The organism is Stenotrophomonas sp. TWI273 (genome assembly GCF_039674765.1).
Classification (GTDB): domain Bacteria; phylum Pseudomonadota; class Gammaproteobacteria; order Xanthomonadales; family Xanthomonadaceae; genus Stenotrophomonas.
On the sequence record NZ_JBDJOA010000005.1, the window covers coordinates 289398 to 315001 of the forward strand.

Sequence of the window (25604 nt, forward strand, 5' to 3'; positions counted from 1 at the left end):
TCCACGCATGAACAAGACCATGAAGGCCGCTGTCGTCCGCGAATTCGGAAAGCCGTTGCGTATCGAGGAAGTCGAGGTGCCGCGTCCGGGGCCCGGCGACATCCTGGTGAAGATCGAAGCCTGTGGCGTGTGCCATACCGACCTCCATGCGGTGGACGGTGACTGGCCGGTCAAGCCCAATCCGCCCTTCATTCCCGGCCACGAGGGCGTTGGCCACGTGGTGGCGGTAGGCGCCGGGGTCAGCCATATCCGCGAAGGCGACCGCGTCGGCATCCCGTGGCTGTACTCGGCCTGTGGCTATTGCGAGCACTGCCTGGGGGGTTGGGAAACGCTGTGCGAGGCGCAGCAGAACACCGGTTACTCGGTGAACGGCGGGTTCGCCGAGTACGCTCTGGCGAACGCGGCGTATGTCGGGCTGCTGCCCAAGAGTGTGGGCTTCATCGAGGTCGCGCCGATCCTGTGCGCCGGCGTCACGGTCTACAAGGGCCTGAAGGTCACCGATACGAAGCCGGGCCAGTGGGTGGTGATTTCCGGCATCGGCGGGCTGGGCCACATGGCTGTGCAGTACGCCAAGGCGATGGGCCTGAACGTGGCGGCAGTGGATATCGATGACGGCAAGCTCGCCCTGGCCGAGCGGCTGGGCGCGACGATCACGGTCAACGCACGCAACACCGACCCGGCCGCGTTCCTGAAGAAGGAGATCGGCGGGGCACATGGCGCACTGGTCACCGCCGTCTCGCCGAAGGCCTTCGAGCAGGCACTGGGCATGGTCCGCCGCGGTGGCACGGTCTCGTTGAACGGCCTGCCGCCGGGCAACTTCCCGCTGGACATCTTCGGCATGGTGCTCAACGGCATCACCGTGCGTGGCTCGATCGTCGGCACCCGCCTGGACCTGCAGGAATCGCTGGAATTCGCCGAGCAGGGCAAGGTCGCCGCGACGGTCACCAGCGATTCGCTGGAGAACATCAACGACATCTTCGCGCGCATGCAGGCCGGCAAGATCGAAGGCCGCGTGGTACTGGACATGAGCGCGTAAGCACACGGCGCGCTGCCGACCCATCGGCAGCGCCTGTTTCACGGTAGTGCCGGCCGCTGGCCGGCTCGGAGAGCCCCGATCATGCCCGACCTTCCGCTCCAGGTAATGGCCACGCTCCCGGCCCTGCAGCTGATCGAGACATTGCAGGCCCGCCACGGCGACCTGCTGTTCCACCAGTCCGGTGGCTGCTGCGACGGCTCCTCGCCGATGTGTTTCGCCCAGGGCGATTTCATCGTGGGCGACCGTGACGTGCGCATGGGCGAGATCGGCGGGGCGCCGTTCTACATCAGCCCCGCGCAGTTCGAATACTGGAAGCACACCCAGCTGATCATCGACGTGGTGCCTGGCCGGGGCGGCATGTTCTCGCTGGAGAACGGCGAGGGCGTGCGCTTCCTGGTCCGCTCACGGCTGTTCAGTGATGACGAGTTCGCCCAGCTCAAGGCAGCCGGCCGGGTCTGAAACACGCCGCGGCAACCCGTCCATAATGGCGGCTCTCCCGCCGTGACGCCCCTGCCATGCCTGTGTGGTCCGCCCTGAAGAATCCACTGCTGTCCGTACTGGCTGTCGTGTTCGCGTTCGCGGTGATGGTGCTGGTCACCAGCCTCGGTTCGTGGCTGGTGCCGTTGCTGCGCATTCCGCCGGGCGGCGAGCCGCAGCTGGCCTGGGACCTGGCCTGGACGATCCTCAGCGGCATCGCCGCGATCGCCTTTGCCAGCCGTTATGCGCCCACCTGGCCGCGTGTGCACGGCGGCGTGGTGTGGGCGGTGATCGCGGCCGCATCGATCTACACCGCGTGGGATTTCGGCAGCGATTTCCCGTTCTGGTTCGTGGTGATCCTGCTGGTCTCGCTGCCGGTGCAGGCATTCGTGGGCCTGTGGGTAGGCACGCGGTTCCGGCCAGCGCGCGCCTGATCAGCTGCCCGGCAGCACCTGCTTCACCTGCTTCATGCCTTCCCACGGGTCCTGCTTCAGCCGCTCCGCGCGCTGCAGCGCCTTCGCCATCGGGAAGGCGTCCGGCGCCGCGATGCGACCCAGTTCTTCCCAACGCAGTGGCACCGCCACGCCGGCACCCGGCCGCGCCCGCAGCGACCACGAGCTCACGCTGGTGGCGCCGCGCGCATTGCGCAGCCAGTCGATGAAGATCACCCCGTCGCGCTTTGCCTTGCTCATCGTCGCCACATAGCGCTCCGGTGCCTGGGTGGCCATGGCCTGCGCAAACGCCTCGCAGAAGTCCTTGGCCTGCGCCCAGTCGGCCTTGGGCTGCAAGGGCACCACCACGTGCACGCCCTTGCCGCCGGAGAGCCGGACGAAACTCTCCAGCCCGGCTTCCTGCAGACGCGCGCGCACATCGCGTGCGGCGGCCTTGATCTGCGTCCAGTTCACGCCTTCGCCCGGATCCAGATCGAACACCAGCCGGTCCGGATGTTCGGGATCCTCGACGGTGGCGCCCCAGGGATGCAGCTCCAGGGTGTTCATCTGCACCAGCTGCAGCAGACCCTCCACGTCCTCGATGTAGAGGTAGTCTTCGCGCCCGCTCTTCTGCTCCAGCGGGATCGCCTTGACCGCGCCACCCAGGCCGGTGCCATGGTGTTTCTGGAAGAAGCAGGGCTTGTCCACCCCGTCCGGGCAGCGCAGCACCGACAGCGGGCGGTGCGCCACCTCGGGCAGGATCCAGCGCGCCATGCGGCGGTAGTAGTCGGCCACCTCGCCCTTGGTGATCTTCGCCTTGGCGAACACCACGCGCTCGGGATGGCTGATCGTCACGGTGCTCTCGTCCTGCGCGGCCGTAGCTGCCTTCTTTCGCCCGCGCGTTCCGGCCGGGGTGGCGGAGGCCGCGGTAGTGGAGACGGTAGGGGAGACGGCAGTAGCTGTGGCGCCCAGATCCTTCGGCTGTTTATCCTCGCGCAGGCGCTTGAAACTGGCCTGGCGCAGCAGCCCTTCCTTGGCCCACCCACGGAAAGCGACTTCCGCCACCAACACCGGCGTCACCCAGTGCACGCTGCGCGCGGTGAACGGCACATGCGTGGGCAGCGCCACCACCGCGTCCTTCACCGTCAGGGGCATCAGTTGCTTGGTCAGCGCGCGCAGCGCGGCATCGTCGAAGCCCGTGCCGACGCGGCCGACATAACGCAATCCGCCCTTTTCCGGTTTGGCCATCAGCAGCGAGCCGAAACCGCTGCGCGATCCCTTCGGTTCGGTATAGCCGACGATGAGGAACTCATCGGTGTTCTCGTGCTTGATCTTGATCCAGTCGCGTGAGCGTGCGTTGACGTAGGGCGCATCGATCCGCTTGCTGATGATGCCTTCGAACCCGGCCTCGCCACTGGCGGCGAACACCGCCGGGCCGTGGTCGCGCACATGGTCGCTGTAGGCCAGGGTGTCCGGCTTGCTGCCCAGCAGGTCCTTGAGCAGGGCCTTGCGCGCCAGCAGCGGCACCCGGCTGACATCCACCCCGGCGATGCCGGGCATGTCGAACACCACATAGCGCAGCGGCTGTTTGGCGGTGCCATCGATGACCTTCTGCAATGCAGTGAAGTCGCTGCGGCCCTGCGCATCCAGCACCACCAGCTCACCGTCCAGGCGCAGATCGCGCACCGGCAGCCGCTCGATCGCCTGCACCACCTCGGGGAAATCGTCGGTCCAGTTCAACCCGCCGCGTGAGCGCAGCGACACCACGCCATCGCGCACATCGGCCAGCAGGCGATAGCCGTCCCATTTGATCTCGTGCAGCCACTGCTCGCCGTCCGGTGCGGTGGCACGGTGATCGGTCAGCTGGGGCTTGAAGTCATGTGGGTAGGGCGTTGTGCGAGCGCCCTGCAGGGCCAGCGCGCGCTTGGACCAGCGCGCATCGGCCTTGCGTTCGGCCTTGCGTGCGGGGCTACCTGTCGCGGCCTTGGCCGGCGCGGTCTTCCTTGCCGGGGCAGCTTTGCTGGCGTTGGCAGCGGCAACCTTCGTCGCGCTTGCGCGCTTGCCTGCCTTGGGCGGTGCCTCCAACAGATCATCAGCCTCCATATCCCTGGCCTCCTCGTCATCGCGTTTGATCAACAGCCACTGATGCTGCTTGCCCTTCATCGCGGTGCGCACAAGTTTCCAGCCGCCCTTGAGCCGTTCACCGTGCAGGACGAAGTCCACCTTGCCGGCCGCGATCGCCTCCAGCGGATCGCCATCGCAGGCCCAGGTGCCGTGGTCGTAGACGTCCACATGCCCGGCGCCGTAGTGGCCACTGGGGATGTCGCCGGCAAAGGTCGCGTAGGACAGCGGGTGATCCTCGACCTCCACCGCAAGCCGTTTTTCACCGACGCGCAGCGAGGGGCCTTTGGGTACCGCCCAGCTCTTGAGCACGCCATCGGCTTCCAGCCGGAAATCATAATGGCGCGAACTGGCGTGGTGCAGCTGCACGACGAAGATCGGCCGGCGCGCCAGCGCACCGCGGCGCTCGGCGTCCGGCTCGGGGGTGCCGTCGAAACGGCGTTTGCGGCGATAGTCCTGCAGGGACACGTGGGCTTACCCGGCTTTGCGCGCGGGTGCACGCTTGGTGGTTTTCTTCGTCGCCTTGCCTGCTGTCTTGGTCGCCTTTTTGGCCGCCGTGGGTTTGGCGACCTTGGCCGTGGCCTTCTTCGCCGCTGTCTTTTTGGCAGCGGGCGTGCGCTTCTTGGCATCCAGGCTCTTCTGCAGCAGCGACATGAAGTCGACCACGTTGGTCGCATCATCCTCGCGCGGGACCGGCTCTTCCTCCACCTTGGTGGTGCCGCCCTTGGCCTTGATCCGCTTCTTCAGCAGCGTGTGCAGGCGCTCGCGGAACTCATCGTGGTACTCGTCCGGCTTCCACTCGCCGGACATCGACTCGATCAGCTGCTCGGCCATGGCCGTTTCCTTGCTGTTGATCCGGTACTCGGCCAGGCTGCCGCTGGGCAGCTTGTAGTCTTCCGGGTCCACCAGTTCCTGCGGATAGCGCAGGATCATCAGTACCAGCGCGTCGCCGTGCGGCATCACCGCGCACAGGTACTCGCGGGTGCGCACCACGACCCGCGCGATGCCGACCTTGCCGGTGCTGCGCAACGTTTCGCGCAGCAGCACGTAGCCTTTCTCGGCTTTCTTGGCGGGCACCAGCAGGTAGGGCTTCTCGTAGTAGCGCGGATCGATCGTGCCGGCATCGACGAAGGTCTCCACCTCCACCGCCTCATGACTTTCCGGCGCGGCCGAGCGGATGTCGTCTTCTTCCAATACGACGTAGCTGCCCTTGTCGTACTCGTAGGCTTTGACGATATCCTTCCACGGCACTTCTTCGCCGGTATCCGCGTTGACGCGCTCGAAGCGGATTGGTTTGCGGTCGCGCGAATCCAGCATCCGGAAGTGCAGATCCACATTGCGTTCGCCGGACATCAGCGACACCGGGACATTGAGCAGCCCGAATGACAGCGTGCCGGTCCAGATCGGTCGGGCCATGGTGGCGCCACTCCAACACTTCAGGGAGGGCAGCTGTACCGCGCAGCACGTGAAACGCCTGTGTCCGGGCTGTGCAGGCCGGCTGCACGCCGCGGCTACTGCAGCAGGCCGTGCACCGCCGCCGCCGGCATGTGGTCCAGGGCCAGCCACGCGTCTTCGACCACGGCGCGGGCCTGGTGCCAGCCCAGCCGCGACTGCCCGCGCATCTGTTCCCAGTGCTCGGCCAGCTCACCATCGGTGTCATCGGCAGCGCGCGGCCAGTCCGCGTAGTGGGTGGTCAGCGCGAAGGCGTAGGCCGGATACAGGTCGCGCCAGCTGCGGCGGCCGTGGCTGCGGCGCTGCTCATAATCGCTGCGCATGTACTGCAGGTAGTCCTGTGCGATCGCCTGCGCGTCCTCGGCGCGGTCGCGGCGCGCACGGCGCCCGCTCCGTTCCGGCTGCAGGTAGGCGTTGAACAACGCGGGTGCGGCACGGCGGTCCAGGCGGGGCATGACACGACTCCGACAGCGGCGGGGCAGGCAGGAATAGTCCCGCCGCCGTTATCCAGCCGTGACAGATTCGTTGATGCGGCGGGATTCGCAGCGACTTCACCCGCCGCGCGCTGTAGTGGGGCGCACAGCAACTGGAGAACTCCCATGCCCCGCGATCCCCTGCGCGACGCCACCGCCCCGGTCCCCGGCGAGCAGCGCGCCAAACATGACAACCAGGACGCCGAAGACCGCGGCGCCGGCATGTCCGTGCCCGACGACGCACCCGATCACCTGCCGGTGGCGGTCACGCCGGATCCGGTCCCGCGCGACCGCAAGGATTCGGCGGCCGGCGAGAAAGGCCCGGCCGGTCATCATCGCCGCGAAGATGAATACCAGCGCCGCCAGCGCAAGGAACACGCCAGCGACAACCAGGACGAGGCGCTGGAAGAGACGTTCCCGGCCAGCGACCCGACCTCACCCTTCGTGCCGGCCAAGCCGCCCAGGTAAGTCCCTTGGGTCAGGGCGCCCACTGCCACTGCAGGCCCACGTTGTAGCGGCGGTCCGGGCCGGGTTCGAAGAAGCGCTGGTTGCCGTCGTTGACGATCACCGAGCCGATGTAGCGCTGGTCCAGCGCATTGTCGATCCGCGCGAAGGCCCGCAGCGTGCCCTGCGCGGTGGTCCAGCGCCGCGACACCTCCAGGTTCAACAGGGCATAGCCCGGCGCGCTGTCGGTGGCCACATCGTTGACCACGGTGTCGCTGGAGGCCACCACCTCGGCGGCCCACTGCCACGGGCCCGGGCGGTACTGCACCCGCGCGTTCCACTGCTGCCTGGGTACGCCCGGCAGGCGTGAGCCGGCCGCCACCGTGTTGCAGCCAGCGGCCACGCACAGCGCATACGGATCACGCACGGTGGCCTCGATCCAGGTGTAGGCCAGCGAAAGATCCGCCTGCGCGCCCAGCGGCTGCACATAGCTGGCCTCCGCGCCCTGGCGGCGCGTGCGGCCGATGTTGCGGTAGGTGCTGCGGCCGCCGCTGTTGCTCGCCACGGCCAGCTCGTCATCGGTATCGGCGCGGAACAGCGCCGCCTCGACCTGCGCGCCACTGCGCCCATGCCACTTGCTGCCGACTTCCAGGTTGCGGCTGCGGGCGGCCGAGAGATCCAGCGCCAGCCCGGCCTGGCCATCGGCGCGATAGCCCAGCTCGTTGAAGGTCGGGGTTTCGAAGCCACGTCCGGCCGACGCGTACAGCCGCCAGGCATCGCTGGCGCGGAACACCACGCCGGCCACCGGCGTGGTCGCTTCGTAGCGACGCGATCCGCTGTCGTCCGGATTGCCGGCGGTGATGTAGTGGTCGTTGGAGCGGAAGCGGACGGTGCTGTGGCGCACACCGAGCAGCAACGACCAGCGCGGTGCCCACTGCCACCACGCCTGCGCGAACTGGTCCACGTTCTCGACCCGGTCGCTCTGGTCGCGGCGCAGGCGGCCCTTGATACCGACCTGATCACCCACGAAGTTCTCGTAACCGCGGCGATCCTGCTGCTGACGGTCGGCATTGGCACCGATCACCACATCCAACGGGCGGCCGGCCCAGTCACCGTGCCACGCCCAGCGCGCGTCCAGGCCGCCATAGGCCCCGTCCAGATCGATCACCCCGCCGGCGTGCAGCGGGTTGGCCTGCGGCCCCGGTGGGATCGCCAGGTACTGCTCCACGCTGCGCTGGCCGGCATAGCCCATCGCACGCCAGGTCTCCGCGCCCTCCGTTCGGGTGAAGACCAGCCCGGCCTGGGCCTGGCGCACGGATTTGCGGGTGTTGTACTGGGTAGCCACCGCGGTCGCCTGACGCGGGTTCTCGCGCACCTGGGCGCGGGTGAGGCCGAGCGGATCCTGTGCGTCGGGCGCATCGAAGTAGTTCAGGACCAAATCCAGCTGGCCGCCGCCGACATCGGTGCCCAGCCGGGCGTTGACCGACTCGCGCCGGGCCTGGCTGTGATCGCGCCAACCATCGGTGCGGAAGTGGTTGGCGGCCACGTTGTAGCGGATCGGCCCCTGCACGCCGCGCAGCTGGGCGCCGGCGCTGACAGTGTTGTTGCTGCCGGTATCCAGCCGCAGGCGCCACGGGTCGCCCTCGGCGCCATCCGCGCTCCAGACCTGGACCACGCCACCGGACGAGTTGCCGTACAGCGCCGAGAACGGCCCGCGCAACACCTCCACGCGCTGCGCCGAGAGCAGGCTGGCGTGGGAGAGCTGGCCCTGGCCGTCGGGCATGGTGGCCGGCACACCGTCCACCAGCACGCGTACGCCGCGCACACCGAAGGTCGAGCGCGCGCCGAAGCCACGGATCGAGAGCTGGGTGTCCTGCGCGTAGTTCTGGCGATCGCGGGCGACCACCCCGGGGATGCCGTTGAGGGCCTCGGAGAGCTGGGCCAGCGGGCCGGTACGGTCCTCGTCCACCCAGACCGTGGTCAGCGAGGCCGGCAGATCGATATCGGCCACCTGCGCCACGCGGGCGGCCTGGACCTGGACCGTCGGCAGCCGCTCGATCGAGGCAGCGGGAGCGGGGGTGTTCTGGGCCTGCGCCAGCGACGGCAGCAACACGGCCGAGGCCAGCGCACAGTGGCGGGCCAGCGGGGTAAGACGGAGCATGCGGGGCGGGATCCTCGGTAAATGGGCGTGCCGCACGCCATGGTACGGAAGACGACGTGACGACGGCCTCGGCGCCCTCGGCGGGGCTTTGTTACGATGGGTCGGTTTTGGCTGATTCTGCCGCCAACTCCGCGTCGCGCCACCCTCCCCCTTCCGTCATCCGAATGAGTACCGCCGTGTCCTTCTTTGCAAATGTGGAACTGGTCCCAGGCGACCCGATCCTGGGCCTGACCGAGGCTTACAACGCCGACAGCCGCCCGATCAAGGTCAACCTGGGCGTGGGCATCTATTACGACGAGAGCGGCCGCATCCCGCTGCTCCGCGCCGTGAACACGATCGAACAGCAGCTGGCCACTGACGCCAAACCGCGCGGCTACCTGCCGATCGACGGTCTGCCGGCCTACAACCAGGCCACCCGCGAGCTGGTCTTCGGCAAGGATTCGCCGCTGCTGGCCGCTGGTCGCGTGGCCACCTCGCAGACCATCGGCGGCAGCGGTGCGCTGCGCATCGGCGCGGACCTGCTGCACAAGCTGTTGCCACACGCCACCATCGCCATCAGCAACCCGAGCTGGGAAAACCATCGCGCGGTGTTCGGCGCGGCCGGCTTCGAGGTGGTCGATTACACCTACTTCGATGCCGCCACCCATGGCGTGGACTTCGACGGCATGCTGGCCGACCTCGGCAAGCTGCAGCCGGGCACCGTGGTGCTGCTGCACGCGTGCTGCCACAACCCGACCGGTGCCGACCTCACCGTCGCGCAGTGGAAGCAGGTGGCCGAGCTGTTGAAGGACCGCCAGCTGTTCCCGTTCATCGACATGGCCTACCAGGGCTTCGACAAGGGCATCAGCGAAGACGGCGCCGCCGTGCGCATCATCGCCGAGGCCGGCATCGACAGCTTCGTGGTCGCCAACTCGTACTCCAAGTCGTTCTCGCTGTATGGCGAGCGCATTGGCGCGCTGTCGGTGGTCGCCCCGGACGCGAACGCGGCCAAGGCCGTGCAGTCGCAGGTCAAGCGCATCATCCGCACGATCTACTCCAGCCCGTCCAACCACGGTGCGGCACTGGTGGCCGGCGTGCTCAACAGCGTTGAGCTGCGCCAGGTGTGGGAAGCGGAACTGACCGAGATGCGTGAGCGTATCCACGCCCTGCGCCATGGTCTGGTGGAGAACCTGGTCGCCGCCGGCGCACCGGAGTACGCCTTCATCAACGACCAAGCCGGCATGTTCTCTTACTCCGGCCTGAGCCGCGCCCAGGTGGACCGCCTGCGCGACGAGTTCGCGATCTACGCCGTCGGCACCGGCCGCATCTGCGTGGCCGCACTCAACCAGGGCAACCTGGCATACGTGGCCAAGGCCGTGGCGACCGTCAGCAAGGGCTGAGCAGTAGTGCTCCTGTGAAGCAGAACGGCCGCCCTGCGCGGCCGTTTTTCTTTGCCGCGCCGGCAGCGCGTTGCGCGCGGTGGGAACGGTTACGGCGGCCCGCGCCTCGTAATGGCTCCGGCGAAGGGCGACAATAGGCGCTTCTCCTCTGAAGGCCGCCTGATTCCATGTCCCAGACGTCGCTGACCCGCTATCTGATCGAAGAGCAACATGCCGGCCGCATCAACGCCGATCTGCGCCAGCTGATCGCTGTTGTCGCCCGCGCCTGCACCAGCATCTCCATCGCGGTCAGCAAGGGCGCGCTGGGCGGTGTGCTCGGCGAAGCCGGTACCGGCAACGTGCAGGGCGAGGCGCAGAAGAAGCTGGACGTGATCAGCAACGAGATCCTGCTGGAAGCCAACGCTTGGGGCGGCCATCTCGCCGCCTGCGCCTCGGAAGAAATGGATCACTGCCAGCCGGTGCCCGACACCTACCCGCGCGGTGACTTCCTGCTGCTGTTCGATCCCCTCGATGGCAGCTCCAACATCGACGTCAACGTGTCGGTCGGCACCATCTTCTCGGTGCTGCGCTGCCCGCCGGGCACCGAGCAGCCCAGCGATGCCAGCTTCCTGCAGCCGGGCACCGCGCAGGTCGCGGCCGGCTACTGCATCTACGGGCCGAGCACGCAGATGGTGCTCACCGTCGGCCACGGCACGCACGCGTTCACCCTGGACCGCGAGAAGGGCGAGTTCGTGCTGACCACGCCGGACATGCAGATCCCGGCGGACACCCAGGAATTCGCGATCAACATGTCCAACCAGCGGCATTGGGAAGCCCCGATGCAGGGCTACGTGCAGGACCTGCTGGCCGGCAAGGAAGGCGCGCGCGGCAAGAACTTCAACATGCGCTGGATCGCCAGCATGGTGGCGGACGTGCATCGCATCCTGACCCGCGGCGGCATCTTCATCTACCCGTGGGACACGAAGGATCCCTCCAAGGCCGGCAAGCTGCGCCTGATGTACGAAGCCAACCCGATGGGCCTGCTGGTCGAGCAGGCCGGCGGCGCCGCCACCACCGGCCGCAAGCGCATTCTCGACATCCAGCCCGATCAGCTGCACCAGCGCGTGCCGGTGTTCCTCGGGTCGCGCAATGAAGTGGAAGAAGCCACCCGTTACCACCGCGAACACGACAGCGCGGCGGGTTGATTTGCTACACAGGGCTGGCCATCCGGTCAGCCCTGTTGATACGTGGCAACGGCGTGACATCGGCCACGGCAGCGGTCACCATCGGCCATTCGTGCCCACGGATGACCCCATGACTGCCGACGCACCGCTCGATTTCATCGAAGTAATCCACAACGCCGTCCCCAACGAGGTCTGCGCGGCCCTGCAGGCCCAGATGCGATCCAGTGCGCAGTTGCAGCCGGGCGAAGTGGGCAGCGGTGTGTTCCCGGAACTCAAGCACAGCAAGGATCTTCGCATCAGCGGGCGCCCCGGGTGGCGGCAGGCCGAAGCAGTGCTGCAGCAGGCGGTTTTCAAGGGTTTGCTGACTTATCTACGCCGTTATCCACAGGCCCTGATCTCGCCATTGATGTTGCAGATCCAGGACAGCCAGGGCCAACCGCGCCGGTTGGCGGCCGAGGATTTCCCCGACATGGACGACGCCACGCTGTCCGACCTGGCCCGCACCTGCCTGCGGCCCGGTGCCATCAATCTGCAATGGTATGCGGCGGGCGAGGGCGGCTATCCGTACTGGCACTGCGAGCTGTACCCACGCGATCCGGCCGGCGAAACGCTGCACCGCCACCTGCTGTGGACGCTCTACCTCAATGACGATTTCGACGCCGGCGAAACCGAGTTCCTGTTCCAGGGCCGCAAGGTTGCGCCACGCACCGGCAGCCTGTTGATCGCACCGACCGCGTTTACCCACACGCACCGGGGCAACCGGCCGCAGGGTGGGGACAAGTTCATTGCGACGAGCTGGATTCTTTTCCAGAGTGCGCAGAAATTATTTGGTGGGAATTGATCAGCGCGCCGACACCAGCAACACAGCACCGACCACCACTACCGCCGCCAACACCATCACCGTGATCAGCACATTGCGCCCGGTGCGCTTCGCCTTGGCCTTCAACCCGGCCAGCACGTCCAGATCGAGATAGAGACGATCAGCGCCCGCGTCGCGGATGACGCCGTTGTCGCGGTAGTAACTCAGCGGAGCATGGAGTGCCAGGTCTAGACCTTTGCGTAACTCGCCAAGAGGGACGACGAAATCACCTTCGATATTTTCCGTACTTCTGATCAAGCGATCTGACGTTTTCCTCCGTCTTCTGGACAACCAAAAATCGAGAATGGAGAATAATTGCAGGCAGAAGCGCCAGGAGTGCAAATAATAAGCCTGAGATCATAACCTGAAAAGCATTGCCAGTAACCAATCCAATTATAAATGCAGACCCTAGTAAGCCGGCGAATACATATGTATAGGCCATCAGTAATAGATACCTGAGCCAGCCTATATCCGATTCAATGATTGATCGACATTCTTTACAGTTGACGGTGAGTACTCTCTCAAGCGATTTAAATGCTGGCAATCGCTGTGCTCTTGTGCCGCATGCTGGACACTTGAATTTAAAAGATGAATTCATCGACATGTTTCCTCCCCAACTATTCCTGCTGTCGCTATTGCTTTAGAGTCATTGTAAGTGGCGGTAAACATTGAGCCATAGAAGGCGGCAGCGGAAGCATAACCACCCACGTGCCCGCCAAATGCAGTCCCGACGGCGATGCCGGAGATCAGTGATGCTTCCGGCGCCTACTGCAGCCAGTAGTCGTGTGTTGCTTGCTTCACTTTGTGTGCGCAGCTCTATCGCAGTCTGCTGCGACTACTACACCAGCACTCGATGCCCATTGGTCAGCGCGCCAACACCAGCAACACAGCACCGACAACCACAACCACGGCCAACACCATCACCGTGATCAGCACATTGCGCCCGGTGCGCTTCGCCTTGGTCTTCAGCCCGGCCAACACGTCCAGATCCAGATAAAGACGATCACCGCCCGCGTCGCGGATGACGCCGTTGTCGCGGTAGTACTTCAGCGCTACCTGCAATGCAGGGTCGATGCTGTCCGCCGCGATCGCGCTCTGCGGGGACAACGCCTGATGGCCGGTGAAGTGTGCGATCACCGCGTCGCGCTGCTGCTGCACCGCTGCGGTGATGGCAGCGTTGATCGCGATGTTGGCCGCGTTCGATGCGGCCGAGGTGGCTGCCGATGACATGGGGTTCCCCCTGGATATCCGATATGGACGTCAGGCCACCGCGGCGCGGTGCCTTGGCCCGATTGTTGGTCGGGCGCGCCCTAAAGTCCATCGGGGGCTGATCAGAACAACGAGCCCTGCGGTGAGTCCACCCGCGGGGGCAGCGGCCGCAGGAAGCGGGTGCAGTCCAGTTTCGGCCAGTGGCTGTGCTGCGCATCGAAGCCCAGCCGCTTGCGGGCCAGCTTGAAACGGTTGGACAGCAGATCGGCGTAGATGCCTTCGCCGCGCATGCGCGTGCCGAACTGGCTGTTGTAATCCTTGCCACCGCGCAGCTGGTTGATGGTGCTCATCACGTGCGTGGCGCGGTCTGGATGGTGGGTGTCGAGCCAGTCGCGGAACAGCGGCGCCACTTCCAGCGGCAGCCGGAGCAGCACGTAGCCGGCGGTGGAGGCACCGGCATCGTGGGCGGCCTCAAGCACGGCTTCCAGTTCGGCATCGTTGATCCACGGGATCACCGGCGCGACCATCACCCCGACCGGGATGCCGGCATCGCTCAGGCGACGCATCGCGCGCAACCGTGCATGCGGGGCCGAGGCACGCGGTTCCAGCTTGGCCGACAGGTGCGGGTCCAGCGAGGTCACCGAGAAGTGCACGCTGACCAGGTGCTTTTCGGCCAGCGGCGCAAGCAGGTCGATGTCGCGCTCGACCAGCGCGTTCTTGGTGATCAACGAGAACGGGTGCTGGGTTTCCAGCATCACCTCGATCAGCTGGCGGGTGAGCTTGAGCTTGCGCTCGATCGGCTGGTAGGCGTCGGTGTTGATGCCCAGCGCGATCGGCTGCGGCACGTAGCCGGGGCGCGAGAACTCCTTGCGCAGCAGCTGCGGCGCATTGGTCTTGGCGAACAGCTTGGTCTCGAAGTCCAGCCCGGGCGAGAGATTGAGATAGGCGTGCGAGGGTCGGGCGAAACAGTACGAGCACCCGTGCTCGCAACCGCGGTACGGATTGACCGACTGGCTGAAGCCGACGTCCGGCGACTTGTTGCGGCTGATGATGCTGCGCGCGGTCTCGGCACGGACTTCGGTGCGCAGGCGCGGGGCAGCGAACTCTTCACTCTCATCCGGCGCCCAGCCGTCGTCCATCGCTTCGCTGACGGTGACCTCGAAACGGCCCGCCAGGTGCGTGCGGGAGCCCCGGCCTTTGATCGCAATACCCATCGTCAAAGGCTATCGCCGGGAGGTCTCAGGGAATGAGACGTCGTGGCGTGGCAACGGCGGGGATAGGGGATAGCCATAGTTAGTAGTATTACTAACCACAGGCGTAAAGGGAAGTGAAACCCGCGCCGGGTAAGGGTCGGCGGAGGTGGAGACCGATTTGATCCCCCAATTTATCCACAGGGCCAGAGCGCGTGCCTGCGGTGCCACGTCACGGGCGGCTGAGCCGACCAACGGTCGGCGCTACCTGATGCCGGGCGCCCCTTACGCGGCAGGGCTACGCGCCGCATCACAGCAGCCGCAGATAGCCCTTCACCGTGGCATCCAGCCCGTCATACAGCGCCTCGCTGATCAGCGCATGGCCGATCGAGACTTCCAGCACGTCCGGCACGGTCCGCAGGAAATCAGCCAGGTTGTCCTGCGACAGGTCGTGGCCGGCGTTGACGCCCAGGCCGGCCGCCTGGGCGCGGCGCGCTGCATCGGCAAACACCGCCAGCATGGCGGTGGCGTCACCGGCGGCATGCGCCTCGGCGTAGGGGCCGGTGTAGAGCTCCACGCGGTCGGCCCCGATCTCGGCGGCCTGGGCGAGGTCGGGATTGCCCGCGTCCACGAACAGGCTGACCCGGCAGCCATACGACTTCAACTCGGCGATCAGCGGGCGTAGGCGCTGCGCGTCGCGGCCGAAGTCGACGCCATGGTCGGAGGTGAGCTGCCCGTCGCCGTCCGGCACCAGGGTGGCCTGGGCGGGGCGGGTCTGCGCGCACAGCGGCAGCAGCCCGGGATAGCCCTCACGCGGGGGCGCGAACGGGTTGCCCTCGATGTTGAACTCCACGCCGCGCTCGGCCGTCAGCGCGGACAGCGCCAGCACGTCCTCGGCGCGGATGTGGCGTCGGTCCGGGCGCGGGTGCACGGTGATCCCATGCGCGCCGGCATCCAGGCAGGCACGGGCGGCCTGCAGCACGTCCGGGTCGGTGCCGCCGCGCGAGTTGCGCAGGACGGCGATCTTGTTCACGTTGACGCTGAGTTGGGTCATGGCACTACGAGGGGTCGGATTCACCCTGAGCAGCCGGGGTGCGCGCCTGGAGGGCGAGCTCCCGCAGCCGACGGAGTTCGTTGGGATCGGTGATGGCCGCGCGGGTGGGCTGCACATCGCCGAAGCGGGCCACGTAGAGGCCGCGGACCCACGCCAGCAGGAACACCAGGGTGCCCAGCAGCGACAGCGCCATCAGCCCCATGTGGGGGGTCTTGAGCGCCATGCCGAAACAGGCCAGCGCGAACAGCAGAAACAGCCAGTACATGTCGTTCTCCCCGATTGACCGGGCCAGTGTAGCGCTGGCGCCGGGTGCGGTTCCACGGGGAGAAGTGGCTACAGCAGCGGCGAGGCCAGGCGGGCGAACGCCTCGGGCACACGGTGCCGCCACAGCGAACGCTGGCGGTCGTTGTAGACCGGCGCGGCGCTGCTGTATTCGGCCAGCAGGATCTCGGCCAGCGCCGCAACGCGGCCGGTGTCGCTGATCATCATCGAGAGCTCGAAGTTGAGCCGGAAGCTGCGGTGATCGAAGTTGGCACTGCCGACGATGCACACGTCGTCATCGGCGATGAAGGCCTTGGTGTGCAGCATGCGTGGGCCGTACTCGTAGATCTTGACCCCGGCCTGCAGCAGCTCGTCGAAATAGGAGCGCGCGGCCTGGGTGACGAACCAGGAGTCGCTCATCTTGGGCACCAGCAGGCGCACGTCCAGGCCACCGAGTGCGGCCGAGGTCAGTGCCATGCGCGCGGCCTCGCCGGGCACGAAGTAGGGCGTCACCAGCCAGACGCGCTCCTTCGCTTCGTGGATCGCCGCCACGTGCAGCCGGTGGATGGTCTCCCACGAAGAATCCGGACCGGAGACCAGCACCTGCGCATTGATGCTGCCCTCGCTGCGGCTGGGCATGGTTTCCGGCCACAGCTGGGCGATGTTGAAGCGCGCCGGCTCCTGGCCGGTGGCGTAGATCCAATCCTCGATGAAGACCAGCTGCAGGCTGCGCACCACGTGGCCCCGCAGCCGCATGTGCAGGTCGCGATACGCATCCGGGCGGACGCTCTCATCTTCCTCATCGGTGATGTTGATGCCGCCGGTGAAGGCCTGCAGGCCATCGATGATGACGAGCTTGCGGTGCGTGCGCAGGTTCAACCAGGGCCGCTTGAACGGTTTGAGCAGCTGTCGCGGGTGGAACCAGACGACTTCGGCGCCTGCATCCAGCAGCGGCTGCAGGAAGCGCTTGCGGATGGACGACGAGCCGACCGCATCGAGCAGCAGGCGCACGCGCACGCCGGCGGCCGCACGCTCGGTCAGCGCATCGCGCAGCGCGGTGCCGGCGTGGTCCGGATTGAAGATGTAGTACTCAAGGTGCAAGTGGTCCTTGGCCGTGGCCACCGCGGCAAGCAGTGCGCTGTAGGTGGCCGCGCCATCGACCAGCCACTCCACCTCGGTGGCCGAGCTCGGTGAGAGCCCGGTGGTGGCCTGGGCGATCTTGGCCAGCTCGGTGCAGTCCGCATCCGGTGGGCAGACGCTGCTGTAATGCTCCATCCCCGAGCGCGAACGACCACGGCGCAGGCGCTGCCGCTTCACCTTCTGCGGGCCGAGCAGGTAGTAGATGAACAGGCCAAGGTAGGGCAGGGCGGCCAGCGACAGGATCCAGCTCAGCGTGGCGACCGGCTCGCGCTTCTGCAGCATGATCCAGCCGGTCAGCCACAGCAGATAGAGAATGTAGGCCGCCACCATCAGGGGGCGCAGGTGGGGGATGGCATCGAGCCAGTCCCCGAAGACGTCGAAGGTTGCGAGCATGGCCGGATGATAGCGGGCAGCGTGGCGCTGGCGCGTATCCACGGCCGGCGGCACAAAAAAAACGCCCCTGTTTCCAGGGGCGTTTTCCAGTCGCGTCATGACTGCGTCTTGCGTATTACTGCTGTACGAAGCCGATCTTCTTCATCTGAGCATTCTTCGCGGCAGCCAACACCTTGGCCATCACGTCGTACTCGGAGTCCGGGCTGGCATCGATGCGCAGTTCCGGCTGGTTGGTCGGATCGCGCTGCACTTCCTGTTCCATACGCTGCTGCAGTTCGCCCACAGCCACGGGGCTGTTGTTCCACGACACCTGGTTGCTGGCGTCCACCTTCAGCTCGATCGGCGGCGGCGGTTCGACCGTCACCGGCGGTGGGTTGAGCACGCGCTGCGGCAGGTCAACGGCGATCGGGTACGTCATGATCGGCGCGGTGACGATGAAGATGATCAGCAGCACCAGCATCACGTCCACCAAGGGCGTGACGTTGATGTCGGCCATGGGGCCTTTGTTACCACCAGTACTGAACGCCATGGCTTACTGCCCCTTTACTTTGGTGGCGACGAAGCCCACGTCGAGCATGCCCTGTTCCTGCGCGACCTTCGTCATCTCATTGATGACGCGCATCTTGGTGGTGCGATCACCACGCAGGTTGAGGGGCGGCTGCGGGGTCTGCTGGGCGGCGGTCGCCAAGCGCGACTCAAGAGTCTGCTTGTCGATTTCCTCGTCGTTCCAGTAGATCGAGCCGTCTTCCTTGACTGCCAAGGTGATCGGGCTCGCCCGCTTTTCAGCGTCTTCCGGATTCTGCACCAGGTTGGCCTCAGGCAGATCCACCTTGACCTTGTGGGACATCAGGGGCGCCGTGATGATGAAGATGATCAGCAGCACCAGCATCACGTCCACGAGGGGCGTAACGTTGATGTCGGCCATGGGGCCGCCGCTGTTACCACTACTGAAAGCCATAACGGGCTCCGTCTAGATCGTGTTGACTACGTTCTCGCTGGGTGACGCGCGTCGCTATTAGCGAACGCGCGAACCGGTGGCGAAGAAGTCGTGCAGGTCGTGAGCGAACGTATCGAACTTGCTGATCGTGGCGCTGTTGATCTTGCTGAAGAAGTTGAAGGCGAACACGGCCGGGATAGCCACGAACAGACCGATGGCGGTCATGATCAGTGCTTCACCCACCGGGCCGGCAACGGCGTCGATCGAGGCGGAACCGGTGGCACCGATCTTGATCAGCGCGCCGTAGATGCCCCACACGGTACCCAGCAGACCCACGAACGGAGCGGTTGCGCCGACGGTGGCCAGCAGGGTCATGCCCGACTGCAGGTTGTTGCTTTCGCGGGTCACGGCCTGACGCAGGGCGCGATCGACGAACTCCGAACGGCTCAGGTTCTCACCCAGGCCACCCGAGGTGCCGCCTTCCGAACGCTGGTGGTGCGCAGCAGCCTGTGCAGCGTCCAGAGCGATCTTGGAGAAGGGCTCCGAAGCCGGCTGTTCTTCCATCGCACGGATGGCGTCCTGGGCGTTCGGGGTATCCCAGAACAGGCTCACGACCTTGTCGGCAGCAGCCTTCAGACGGGTGGCGCGGAAGATGTTGATGACGGTCCAGTACCAGGACATGGCCGACATGATGATCAGGGTCAGCAGCACGACCCAGGAGACGGCGAAGTCACCCGGCTGGGTGGTCATCTCGTGGATCAGGTGCTCGAAGCCCATCTGCGACAGGGCGTTGGAGTTGCCCCCGGCAGCAGCGGCGATGAAAAGTTCCTGCAGCATGACGCTTACCTTTGTTGTGTGTGGTGATAAAGGGTATTGCTAGAAATAACCGCTAGGGGCGGTGGCCGGCGGGCCACCGGCCACTATCAGTTCAGCGCAAAGTTGACCGGGACGCGAACGCGACCTGCGACCTTCTTCCCGCCCGATTCCGCGGAACGGAAGCTCCACTTGCGAGCTGCGTCCATGGCGGCGCGATCGAGGTCACGGTTACGGCTGGACTTCTCGACCGACACATTGGTGACGTTGCCATTGGCATCGACGTCAATGATCAGGATGACTTCACCCTGGATACCAGCACGGAACGCGGCCGGCGGGTAACGCGGGGGGTTCATGTTCTTCGACGAGATGTCGACGCTTGCCTCAATGGTGCTCGGCGGCTGCGGCGGCGACGGCGGCGAAGGCGGTGTGACGATGTCGGTCGGACGCGGGTCCGGGATATCGACCACGGGAGCCTGCGGCGGCGGCGGAACCGGGGACGGCTTCGGCGGCGACAGGTTCTTGACCGGCGGCGGCGGGGTGTCATCCGGCGGCGGCGGCGGCGGCGGCGGTGGTGGCGGCGGCGGAGCGTCGACCAGGGTCACCATGATGTTGCGTTCTTTCTCCGCCACGGCCTTGGGAGCCACAGCCGGGATCAGAAGCATCATGAAGGCGGCGAGATGCAGTGCGATTACAAAAGCGATACCCACGATACGCGGCCAGGAGAGGCCGGTGTCATCGCGTTGTTCGTACCTGTGAACGACTAGTTGTTCCGTCATGCGCCAAGAGCTCATTAGTGGGGCCGGGATACCCGGGGACAGGTAGCCCATGATCAGCGGTGCATGACACCGCAGGAACCTCCAAGCTTATACCAATCCTGAGCGCCTGCGCATCACTTATGCAGGCGTTCAGGCGTTATTCCTACTTACTTCAGGTTGATGATTTTCTTGGCATCCGCCTGGTTCTTCACACCCTTCGCCAGCGCTTGCTGGGCGGCCTGCTTGGCCTCCGGAATGCGACCTTCCGAATGCAGCACGCGTGCCAGATTCAGGTAGGTCTCGCCATCCTTGGAAAGCGGGGCAGCCTTCTGCCACGCTTCGATCGCCTTGTCCGTCTGCTGCGGGTCGGAGTAGTAGTACGCCTGGGCCAGTGCCAGGTATACCTGATAATCCGGCTTCAGGATGTTTTTCTGCAAGCCATCATTGATAACGGCAATGACGTCCTTTTCTTTGTTCTCGCTGTTGGCGTAGATCGAGTACAGCTGCTTGTACTCCCGCTCGTCGGTCAGCTGGCCGGCGGCGTACAGCTTGGCCATGACAGCGCCAGCCTGGTCCATCTGGTCGGCCTGCATGTACATGCTGGCCAGGTTCAACTGCACCTTCTTGTCGTTCGGGTTCTTGGCCGCCAGCGCTTCGGCCTGCTTGACCGCTTCACCGGTCTGGCCGGCTTCGGCCATGGCAGCCATCAGCAACTGGTTCCAGTTGTCCTTCGGCTCGGGCGAGCCGGCGATGGCCTGCTGCAGCACCGGGATGGCCTCGGCGTAGCGCTCGGCCTGGTACAGCGCCTGGCCCTTGGCGATCAGCTCTTCGGGCTTGTTCGACTTGGTCTCGGCGAAGTACTTGTCCAGCGTCGCCAGGCCTTCGTTGATCTGGTCGTCCTGCAGCTGCAGCTGACCCAGCATCAGCATCGACTGGTAGTGGCCGTTGTTGTCCAGGCCACCGAGCTGCAGCACCTGCTCGAGGTACTTCTTGGCAGCGGCGACGTCATCAAGCTGGTAGGCCGCCTGCGAGGCGAGCTGCGCGGCGAGCGACTTGTCGTAGGCGTTGGCAGCGGGATTGGCCAGGATTTCGTCGGCCTGCGCGCGCGTCTCCGGGAACTTCTGGTCGTTGTAGCTGTCAATCATTTTCTGCAGCTTCGGACCGACCTTGGCCGAGGACTTCTGCTCCGGCTCCTGGCGGGTCGCCTGCGGGTAGAGCACTTCGGCCTTGGCCTGCTTCTTCCCGCCACGCGCGCCACGCTCCGACGAGCGGGCCTGGGCGAAGGCATCGGTGATCATGGCGCCACTTACAGCGGTCGCGATGAGGACGGAAAGGACGGCTTGCTTGTGGTTGCTGAAAATCATCTTTCACCTCGATCGAACCGCCGCAGCGGCATCAAAACGGACTGTCAGAAAAATCTGAGCCGCCAAACGTATCAGAAACTGATGGCGTGAGAAATCGTTTCCGATGCTGCAATACAGCATCTTTGACTCGTATCCGGACGCGTCAACCGCACTTTGGCCTGCGCCCGGCCGCCTGGGCTTGTTGGTATACACCACTCAGGGACGGCGCGTCTCGCTGAAGTTCACGGATACGGTTGGCAGGATCGGGGTGGGTGGACAGCCATTGGGGCGAGCGACCCCCACTGGCGGCCATCATGTTCTGCCACAGATCCACTGCCTGGGCGGGGTTGAAACCGGCCTCGGCCATCAGCCGCTGACCCACGATATCGGCCTCGCTTTCCTGCGTCCGCGAGCCGGGCAGCAGGAACGCGGCTTGGGCGCCGGCGCCGCCGAGCTGGCTGACCGTACTGGCCGCACCCTCACCGTAGGCCGCACCGGCAAGTGCCCCGAGCACCGACAGGCCGGTCTGTGCGCCCATCTGGCGGGTGATGCGCTCTTCGTGGTGGCGGGAGATGACGTGCCCGATCTCGTGACCGATCACCGCGGCCAGCTGATCCTGGTTTTTGGCGACCGTGAAGATGCCGGTATTGACCCCGACTTTGCCACCGGGCAGGGCGAACGCGTTGGGCTCCTTGTCGACCATCAACGCCGTCTCCCACCGTACGCCACGGTACTGTGGCGGCAACTGGGCGACCAGCGCATTGACCACGCACTGCACGTAGGCGGTCTGCTTCGGGTCCTTGCTGAGGGTTCCCTTGGACTTGGTCTCGGTGAACGCCTGCGCGCCCAGCTGGTCCAGTTCCGCCTGCGAAACACCGCCGACCATCTGGCGGCGGCCGGTGGGTGAGGTCGTGGTGGCGCACGCGCTCACCAGCATGGCGATGGCAATTCCCAACAGCACTGGTTTCATGTGCGATCCCCCGTGTTCATGTGCGCAGTGTGGAACGCGGCCACGTAAATTTTCGTCAAGCCGCGTGATCGATCAATGGAGGCCCAGAAACATCAGCGCGACCAGGGCAATGCCGTTGTTCAAGGCATGCGCGGCGATCGGCGCCCACAAGGTTCCGGTGCGTTGGTAGAGCCAGGCGAAGGCCGCGCCCATGCCGCCATAGACGAGCCATAGCTGTGCGATTTCCCACGGGCCGTTGGCACTGGTGCCGGGGATTTCATGTACCAGGGCGAACGCCAGGCTGCTCAGGACGATGCCCAACACCGGGCGACCGGCCTGCCACAGGCGACCGAACAGGACACGGCGGAACAGCAGCTCTTCATAGGCCGGCGCGAGCACCACGGCAAACAGCGCGAGGAACCAGGGGAAGCGCGTGATCGCCTGTTCCATCAGGGCCAGGTTGGTCGGCACCGGTTCGATGCCGCCCTGCTTGGCCAGCCATGCGATCAGATTGCTGCCGATGATCACACCGGTGGCGACCAGCAGCGTCCACCCCCATGTCGAGGGGCGGCGTGCCGCCTGGAAGGACAGCGTACGTTCGGCGGGCGTGGCCCGGCGACGGAAGAAATACAGCACCAGCGCGGCACCACCGGTGGCAACGAGCGCCATCAGGATCTGGGCCAGCGCCCCGGGTTGGCCCAATTGCTGGGCAAGACCGGCAACGGCCGAAGCATCCGCACCGTCGCGAGCGGCCTGGTAGCCAACGATCGCCCCGCGGTACAGCCCCCAGACCAAGCCGCTGATCAGGCTCAGCGACAGCAGCACCAGCACGCCAATGCCCAGGTCGATGAAGAAGCCCGCGAGCGGGGAACCCGGCTTGCGCGGCAATGACGGAACGGCAGGGGGCAGCGGAGGCGTCATGGACGCCGGGGGGGTAGCGGACATCGGATTCCTGGCATCGGGGGGCGATGGCCGGCCAGGGTGCAGGTCGCACCCGGCCGGCCCGTCCCCGATTGTGTCAGATATCCAGGTTGGCGACCTTCAGCGCGTTGTCTTCGATGAAGTCGCGGCGCGGCTCGACCACGTCGCCCATCAGCGTGCTGAAGATCTGGTCGGCGGCCACGGCATCCTCGATCCGCACCTGGAGCAGGCGGCGGGTGTCGGGATTGACCGTGGTGTCCCAGAGCTGCTCGGGATTCATTTCACCCAGACCCTTGAATCGCTGGATCTGGCGGCCCTTCTTGGCTTCATCCAGCAGCCAGTTGCGTGCTTCGGCGAAGCTGGCCACCTCGGCCGACTTTGCACCGCGGCTGATCTTGGCACCGGCGCGGACCAGGCCATGCAGCAGCAGCGAGGACTGGTGCAACGCACGCAGCTCGCCGGTCTCGAACGCGGCCAGCGGCAGCACCTGGATCATCTGCTCGCCCATGTGGCGACGCGTGACCAGCACGGCGGCCGGACGCTCGTCGGTGGGTTCCTGCAGTTCCAGCGTGTAGCGCGGGGAACCCAGGCTGCCCTGGTTGAGGCGGGTCGCCAGTGCGGCGAGGCCTTCGTCGGCGCCGGCCTTGCGCAGGTGCTCCAGATCCATCGGCGTGAAATCGATCAGTGCTTCGAGCACCTGGCGATCATAGCGATGGCCGTTGCGCGCAATGGTTTCCTGCGCCGAAGCATAGGAGAGCAACAGCTTCTCCAGCGCTACGCCTTCGATACCCGGCTCGCTTTCGGCCGGGATCAACGACGCGTTCTCCACCGCACTGCTGGCCAGATACGCGTCCAGCGCCGGATCATCCTTCAGGTACAGCTCCTGCTTGCCCTGCTTGATCTTGTACAGCGGGGGCAGGCCGATGTAGATATGGCCGCGCTCGATCAGCTCCGGCATCTGACGGTAGAAGAAGGTCAACAGCAGCGTACGGATGTGCGCGCCGTCGACGTCGGCATCGGTCATGATGATGATGCGGTGGTAGCGCAGCTTGTCCGGGTTGTACTCATCCCGGCCGATGCCGGTGCCCAGCGCGGTGATCAGCGTCCCGACCTGGTCCGAGGCGAGCATGCGGTCGAAGCGGGCACGTTCCACGTTGAGGATCTTGCCGCGCAGTGGCAGCACCGCCTGGTTCTTGCGGTTGCGGCCCTGCTTGGCCGAACCACCTGCCGAGTCACCCTCGACGATGAACAGTTCGGACAGCGCCGGATCCTTTTCCTGGCAGTCAGCCAGCTTGCCCGGCAGGCCGGCGATATCCAGCGCGCCCTTGCGACGGGTCAGATCGCGCGCCTTGCGGGCGGCCTCACGTGCACGCGCCGCGTCCACGATCTTGCCGGCGATCGCCTTGGCTTCGTTCGGGTTTTCCTGCAGGAATTCTTCCAGCCGCGCACCGAAGGCACTTTCCACGGCGGGGCGCACGTCCGAGCTGACCAGCTTTTCCTTGGTCTGGCTGGAGAAGCTCGGGTCAGGAACCTTCACCGACAGCACCGCGATCATGCCTTCGCGCATGTCATCGCCGGTCAGGTTGATCTTGGCCTGCTTGGCGATGCCGTTCTGCTCGATGTAGTTGTTGAGCACACGGGTCAGCGCGCCGCGGAAGCCGGCCAGATGGGTACCGCCGTCCTTCTGCGGAATGTTGTTGGTGAAGCAGTACATCGTTTCCTGATAGGAATCGGTCCACTGCAGCGCCACGTCCACGACGATGCCGTTGGATTCGCCGGTCACCGAGATCACGTTCGGGTGCAGCGGCGTCTTCAACTGCGCCAGATGCTCCACGAAGCTGCGGATGCCGCCTTCGTAATGGAAGTCGTCGCGGCGGCCATCGCCGCGCTCGTCGACCAGCACGATCTTGACGCCGGAATTGAGGAAGGACAGCTCGCGCAGGCGGCGGGCCAGGATGTCGTAGTGGAACTCCACGTTGTCGTGGAACGCCTTCACCGACGGCCAGAAGCGCAGGGTCGTACCGCGCTTGGTGCTGGCTTCGACCTGCTTCAGCGAATTGACGGCGGCACCGTCAGCGAATTCCTGCTGGTAGTGGAAGCCGCCCTGGTAGATATCCAGCAGCAGCTTCTGCGAGAGCGCGTTGACCACGCTGACACCCACGCCGTGCAGACCGCCAGAGACCTTGTAGCTGTTGTCATCGAACTTGCCGCCGGCATGCAGCACCGTCATCACGACTTCGGCTGCAGAGACTTCGCGATCGAGCTTCTTGCTCATCTGCTCGTGCTTGCCGGTCGGGATGCCGCGCCCGTTGTCCGACACCGAGACCGAGCCATCGGCGTGGATCATCACCGACACATGGTCGGCGTGGCCGGCCAAGGCTTCGTCGATGGAGTTGTCGACGACCTCGAACACCATGTGGTGCAGACCGGTGCCGTCATGGACGTCGCCGATGTACATACCAGGACGCTTGCGGACAGCCTCGAGGCCTTCCAGGGCGGTGATGCTGTTGGCGTCGTAGTTGCCGCTGTTTGCGGGGATGTTCTGTTCTTCAGTCATTGCGCTTGCCGTAGGCTCCGCAGGTCGGTCCGCCGCCGTGAGGCGGGGCGCCGAGTAATAAGGGGTTGCAACAGCAATTATAC

At 65.7% G+C, this 25604-nt stretch carries 25 protein-coding genes; 7 read left to right on the top strand and 18 right to left on the bottom strand.

Annotated features, from left to right (window positions below; translation table 11 throughout):
* Window positions 1–7 precede the first annotated feature (7 nt).
* The 3 genes from adhP to ABE571_RS09500 all read left to right on the top strand — a co-directional run bounded on the left by adhP (window position 8) and on the right by ABE571_RS09500 (window position 1947).
* Window positions 8–1036, top strand: a complete 1029-nt coding sequence (adhP, locus tag ABE571_RS09490; RefSeq protein WP_176990769.1) for an alcohol dehydrogenase AdhP — start codon at window positions 8–10, stop codon at window positions 1034–1036.
* 81 nt (window positions 1037–1117) lie between these two features.
* Window positions 1118–1495 (top strand): DUF779 domain-containing protein, encoded by a 378-nt coding sequence (locus ABE571_RS09495; RefSeq protein ID WP_070474214.1) that lies wholly within the window; start codon window positions 1118–1120, stop codon window positions 1493–1495.
* Window positions 1496–1551: 56 nt separating this feature from the next.
* Window positions 1552–1947, top strand: coding sequence for a hypothetical protein (locus ABE571_RS09500; RefSeq protein ID WP_346493614.1), 396 nt, complete (start codon window positions 1552–1554; stop codon window positions 1945–1947).
* On the opposite strand, the gene ligD is transcribed toward ABE571_RS09500, so the two are convergent.
* The 3 genes from ligD to ABE571_RS09515 form a co-directional block, all read right to left on the bottom strand.
* Entirely contained in the window at window positions 1948–4533 is a 2586-nt protein-coding gene (gene ligD, locus ABE571_RS09505; RefSeq protein ID WP_346493615.1) for a DNA ligase D, read from the bottom strand.
* Between the two features lie 6 nt (window positions 4534–4539).
* Complete coding sequence (locus tag ABE571_RS09510) at window positions 4540–5481, bottom strand: Ku protein (protein WP_070474208.1); 942 nt, start codon at window positions 5479–5481, stop codon at window positions 4540–4542.
* 95 nt (window positions 5482–5576) lie between these two features.
* The gene (locus ABE571_RS09515; protein WP_346493616.1) at window positions 5577–5972 is read right to left on the bottom strand and encodes a hypothetical protein; all 396 of its coding nucleotides are present in this window, start codon (window positions 5970–5972) and stop codon (window positions 5577–5579) included.
* A 144-nt stretch (window positions 5973–6116) separates the two neighbouring features.
* On the opposite strand from ABE571_RS09515, the gene ABE571_RS09520 reads away from it, so the two are divergent.
* Window positions 6117–6458: a hypothetical protein gene (locus ABE571_RS09520; protein ID WP_102788774.1), complete on the top strand. Its 342-nt coding sequence runs from the start codon at window positions 6117–6119 to the stop codon at window positions 6456–6458.
* Window positions 6459–6468: 10 nt separating this feature from the next.
* On the opposite strand, the gene ABE571_RS09525 is transcribed toward ABE571_RS09520, so the two are convergent.
* Window positions 6469–8595 carry a TonB-dependent receptor gene (locus ABE571_RS09525; protein ID WP_346493617.1) on the bottom strand — a complete coding sequence of 709 codons (2127 nt, stop codon included), beginning with the start codon at window positions 8593–8595 and terminating at the stop codon, window positions 6469–6471.
* A 176-nt stretch (window positions 8596–8771) separates the two neighbouring features.
* Between ABE571_RS09525 and ABE571_RS09530 the strand changes: the two genes are divergently transcribed.
* The 3 genes from ABE571_RS09530 to ABE571_RS09540 all read left to right on the top strand — a co-directional run bounded on the left by ABE571_RS09530 (window position 8772) and on the right by ABE571_RS09540 (window position 11978).
* A complete protein-coding gene (locus ABE571_RS09530) occupies window positions 8772–9974 on the top strand; it encodes an amino acid aminotransferase (RefSeq protein ID WP_070474201.1) in 1203 nt (400 codons plus the stop codon).
* Between the two features lie 167 nt (window positions 9975–10141).
* A complete protein-coding gene (locus tag ABE571_RS09535; protein ID WP_313210537.1) occupies window positions 10142–11158 on the top strand; it encodes a class 1 fructose-bisphosphatase in 1017 nt (338 codons plus the stop codon).
* A 109-nt stretch (window positions 11159–11267) separates the two neighbouring features.
* Window positions 11268–11978 carry a 2OG-Fe(II) oxygenase gene (locus ABE571_RS09540; RefSeq protein WP_346493635.1) on the top strand — a complete coding sequence of 237 codons (711 nt, stop codon included), beginning with the start codon at window positions 11268–11270 and terminating at the stop codon, window positions 11976–11978.
* Here the strand turns inward: ABE571_RS09540 and ABE571_RS09545 are convergent, their stop codons facing one another.
* The 14 genes from ABE571_RS09545 to gyrB all read right to left on the bottom strand — a co-directional run bounded on the left by ABE571_RS09545 (window position 11979) and on the right by gyrB (window position 25521).
* Entirely contained in the window at window positions 11979–12254 is a 276-nt protein-coding gene (locus ABE571_RS09545) for a hypothetical protein (RefSeq protein WP_346493618.1), read from the bottom strand.
* A gap of 606 nt (window positions 12255–12860) precedes the next feature.
* On the bottom strand, window positions 12861–13226 hold the full coding sequence (locus ABE571_RS09550; protein WP_346493619.1) for a hypothetical protein: 366 nt from the start codon (window positions 13224–13226) through the stop codon (window positions 12861–12863).
* Window positions 13227–13327: 101 nt separating this feature from the next.
* The gene (locus ABE571_RS09555; RefSeq protein WP_346493620.1) at window positions 13328–14419 is read right to left on the bottom strand and encodes a PA0069 family radical SAM protein; all 1092 of its coding nucleotides are present in this window, start codon (window positions 14417–14419) and stop codon (window positions 13328–13330) included.
* 286 nt (window positions 14420–14705) lie between these two features.
* On the bottom strand, window positions 14706–15449 hold the full coding sequence (locus tag ABE571_RS09560) for a pyridoxine 5'-phosphate synthase (RefSeq protein WP_346493621.1): 744 nt from the start codon (window positions 15447–15449) through the stop codon (window positions 14706–14708).
* A gap of 4 nt (window positions 15450–15453) precedes the next feature.
* Entirely contained in the window at window positions 15454–15714 is a 261-nt protein-coding gene (locus ABE571_RS09565) for a hypothetical protein (RefSeq protein WP_070474188.1), read from the bottom strand.
* A 68-nt stretch (window positions 15715–15782) separates the two neighbouring features.
* Window positions 15783–17243: a cardiolipin synthase gene (gene cls / locus ABE571_RS09570; protein WP_346481165.1), complete on the bottom strand. Its 1461-nt coding sequence runs from the start codon at window positions 17241–17243 to the stop codon at window positions 15783–15785.
* 115 nt (window positions 17244–17358) lie between these two features.
* Window positions 17359–17772 (bottom strand): biopolymer transporter ExbD, encoded by a 414-nt coding sequence (locus ABE571_RS09575; RefSeq protein WP_046272258.1) that lies wholly within the window; start codon window positions 17770–17772, stop codon window positions 17359–17361.
* Window positions 17773–17775: 3 nt separating this feature from the next.
* Window positions 17776–18201: a biopolymer transporter ExbD gene (locus ABE571_RS09580; RefSeq protein ID WP_046272259.1), complete on the bottom strand. Its 426-nt coding sequence runs from the start codon at window positions 18199–18201 to the stop codon at window positions 17776–17778.
* 57 nt (window positions 18202–18258) lie between these two features.
* On the bottom strand, window positions 18259–19017 hold the full coding sequence (gene exbB, locus ABE571_RS09585; protein WP_019184055.1) for a TonB-system energizer ExbB: 759 nt from the start codon (window positions 19015–19017) through the stop codon (window positions 18259–18261).
* An 86-nt stretch (window positions 19018–19103) separates the two neighbouring features.
* Window positions 19104–19661 carry an energy transducer TonB gene (locus ABE571_RS09590; RefSeq protein WP_172407616.1) on the bottom strand — a complete coding sequence of 186 codons (558 nt, stop codon included), beginning with the start codon at window positions 19659–19661 and terminating at the stop codon, window positions 19104–19106.
* 257 nt (window positions 19662–19918) lie between these two features.
* Entirely contained in the window at window positions 19919–21115 is a 1197-nt protein-coding gene (locus ABE571_RS09595) for a tetratricopeptide repeat protein (RefSeq protein ID WP_313211271.1), read from the bottom strand.
* A 142-nt stretch (window positions 21116–21257) separates the two neighbouring features.
* Window positions 21258–22064 carry a M48 family metallopeptidase gene (locus ABE571_RS09600; protein WP_313211272.1) on the bottom strand — a complete coding sequence of 269 codons (807 nt, stop codon included), beginning with the start codon at window positions 22062–22064 and terminating at the stop codon, window positions 21258–21260.
* A gap of 72 nt (window positions 22065–22136) precedes the next feature.
* The gene (locus tag ABE571_RS09605) at window positions 22137–22988 is read right to left on the bottom strand and encodes a CPBP family intramembrane glutamic endopeptidase (RefSeq protein WP_313211273.1); all 852 of its coding nucleotides are present in this window, start codon (window positions 22986–22988) and stop codon (window positions 22137–22139) included.
* Window positions 22989–23061: 73 nt separating this feature from the next.
* Entirely contained in the window at window positions 23062–25521 is a 2460-nt protein-coding gene (gene gyrB / locus ABE571_RS09610; RefSeq protein ID WP_346462795.1) for a DNA topoisomerase (ATP-hydrolyzing) subunit B, read from the bottom strand.
* Window positions 25522–25604 lie beyond the last annotated feature (83 nt).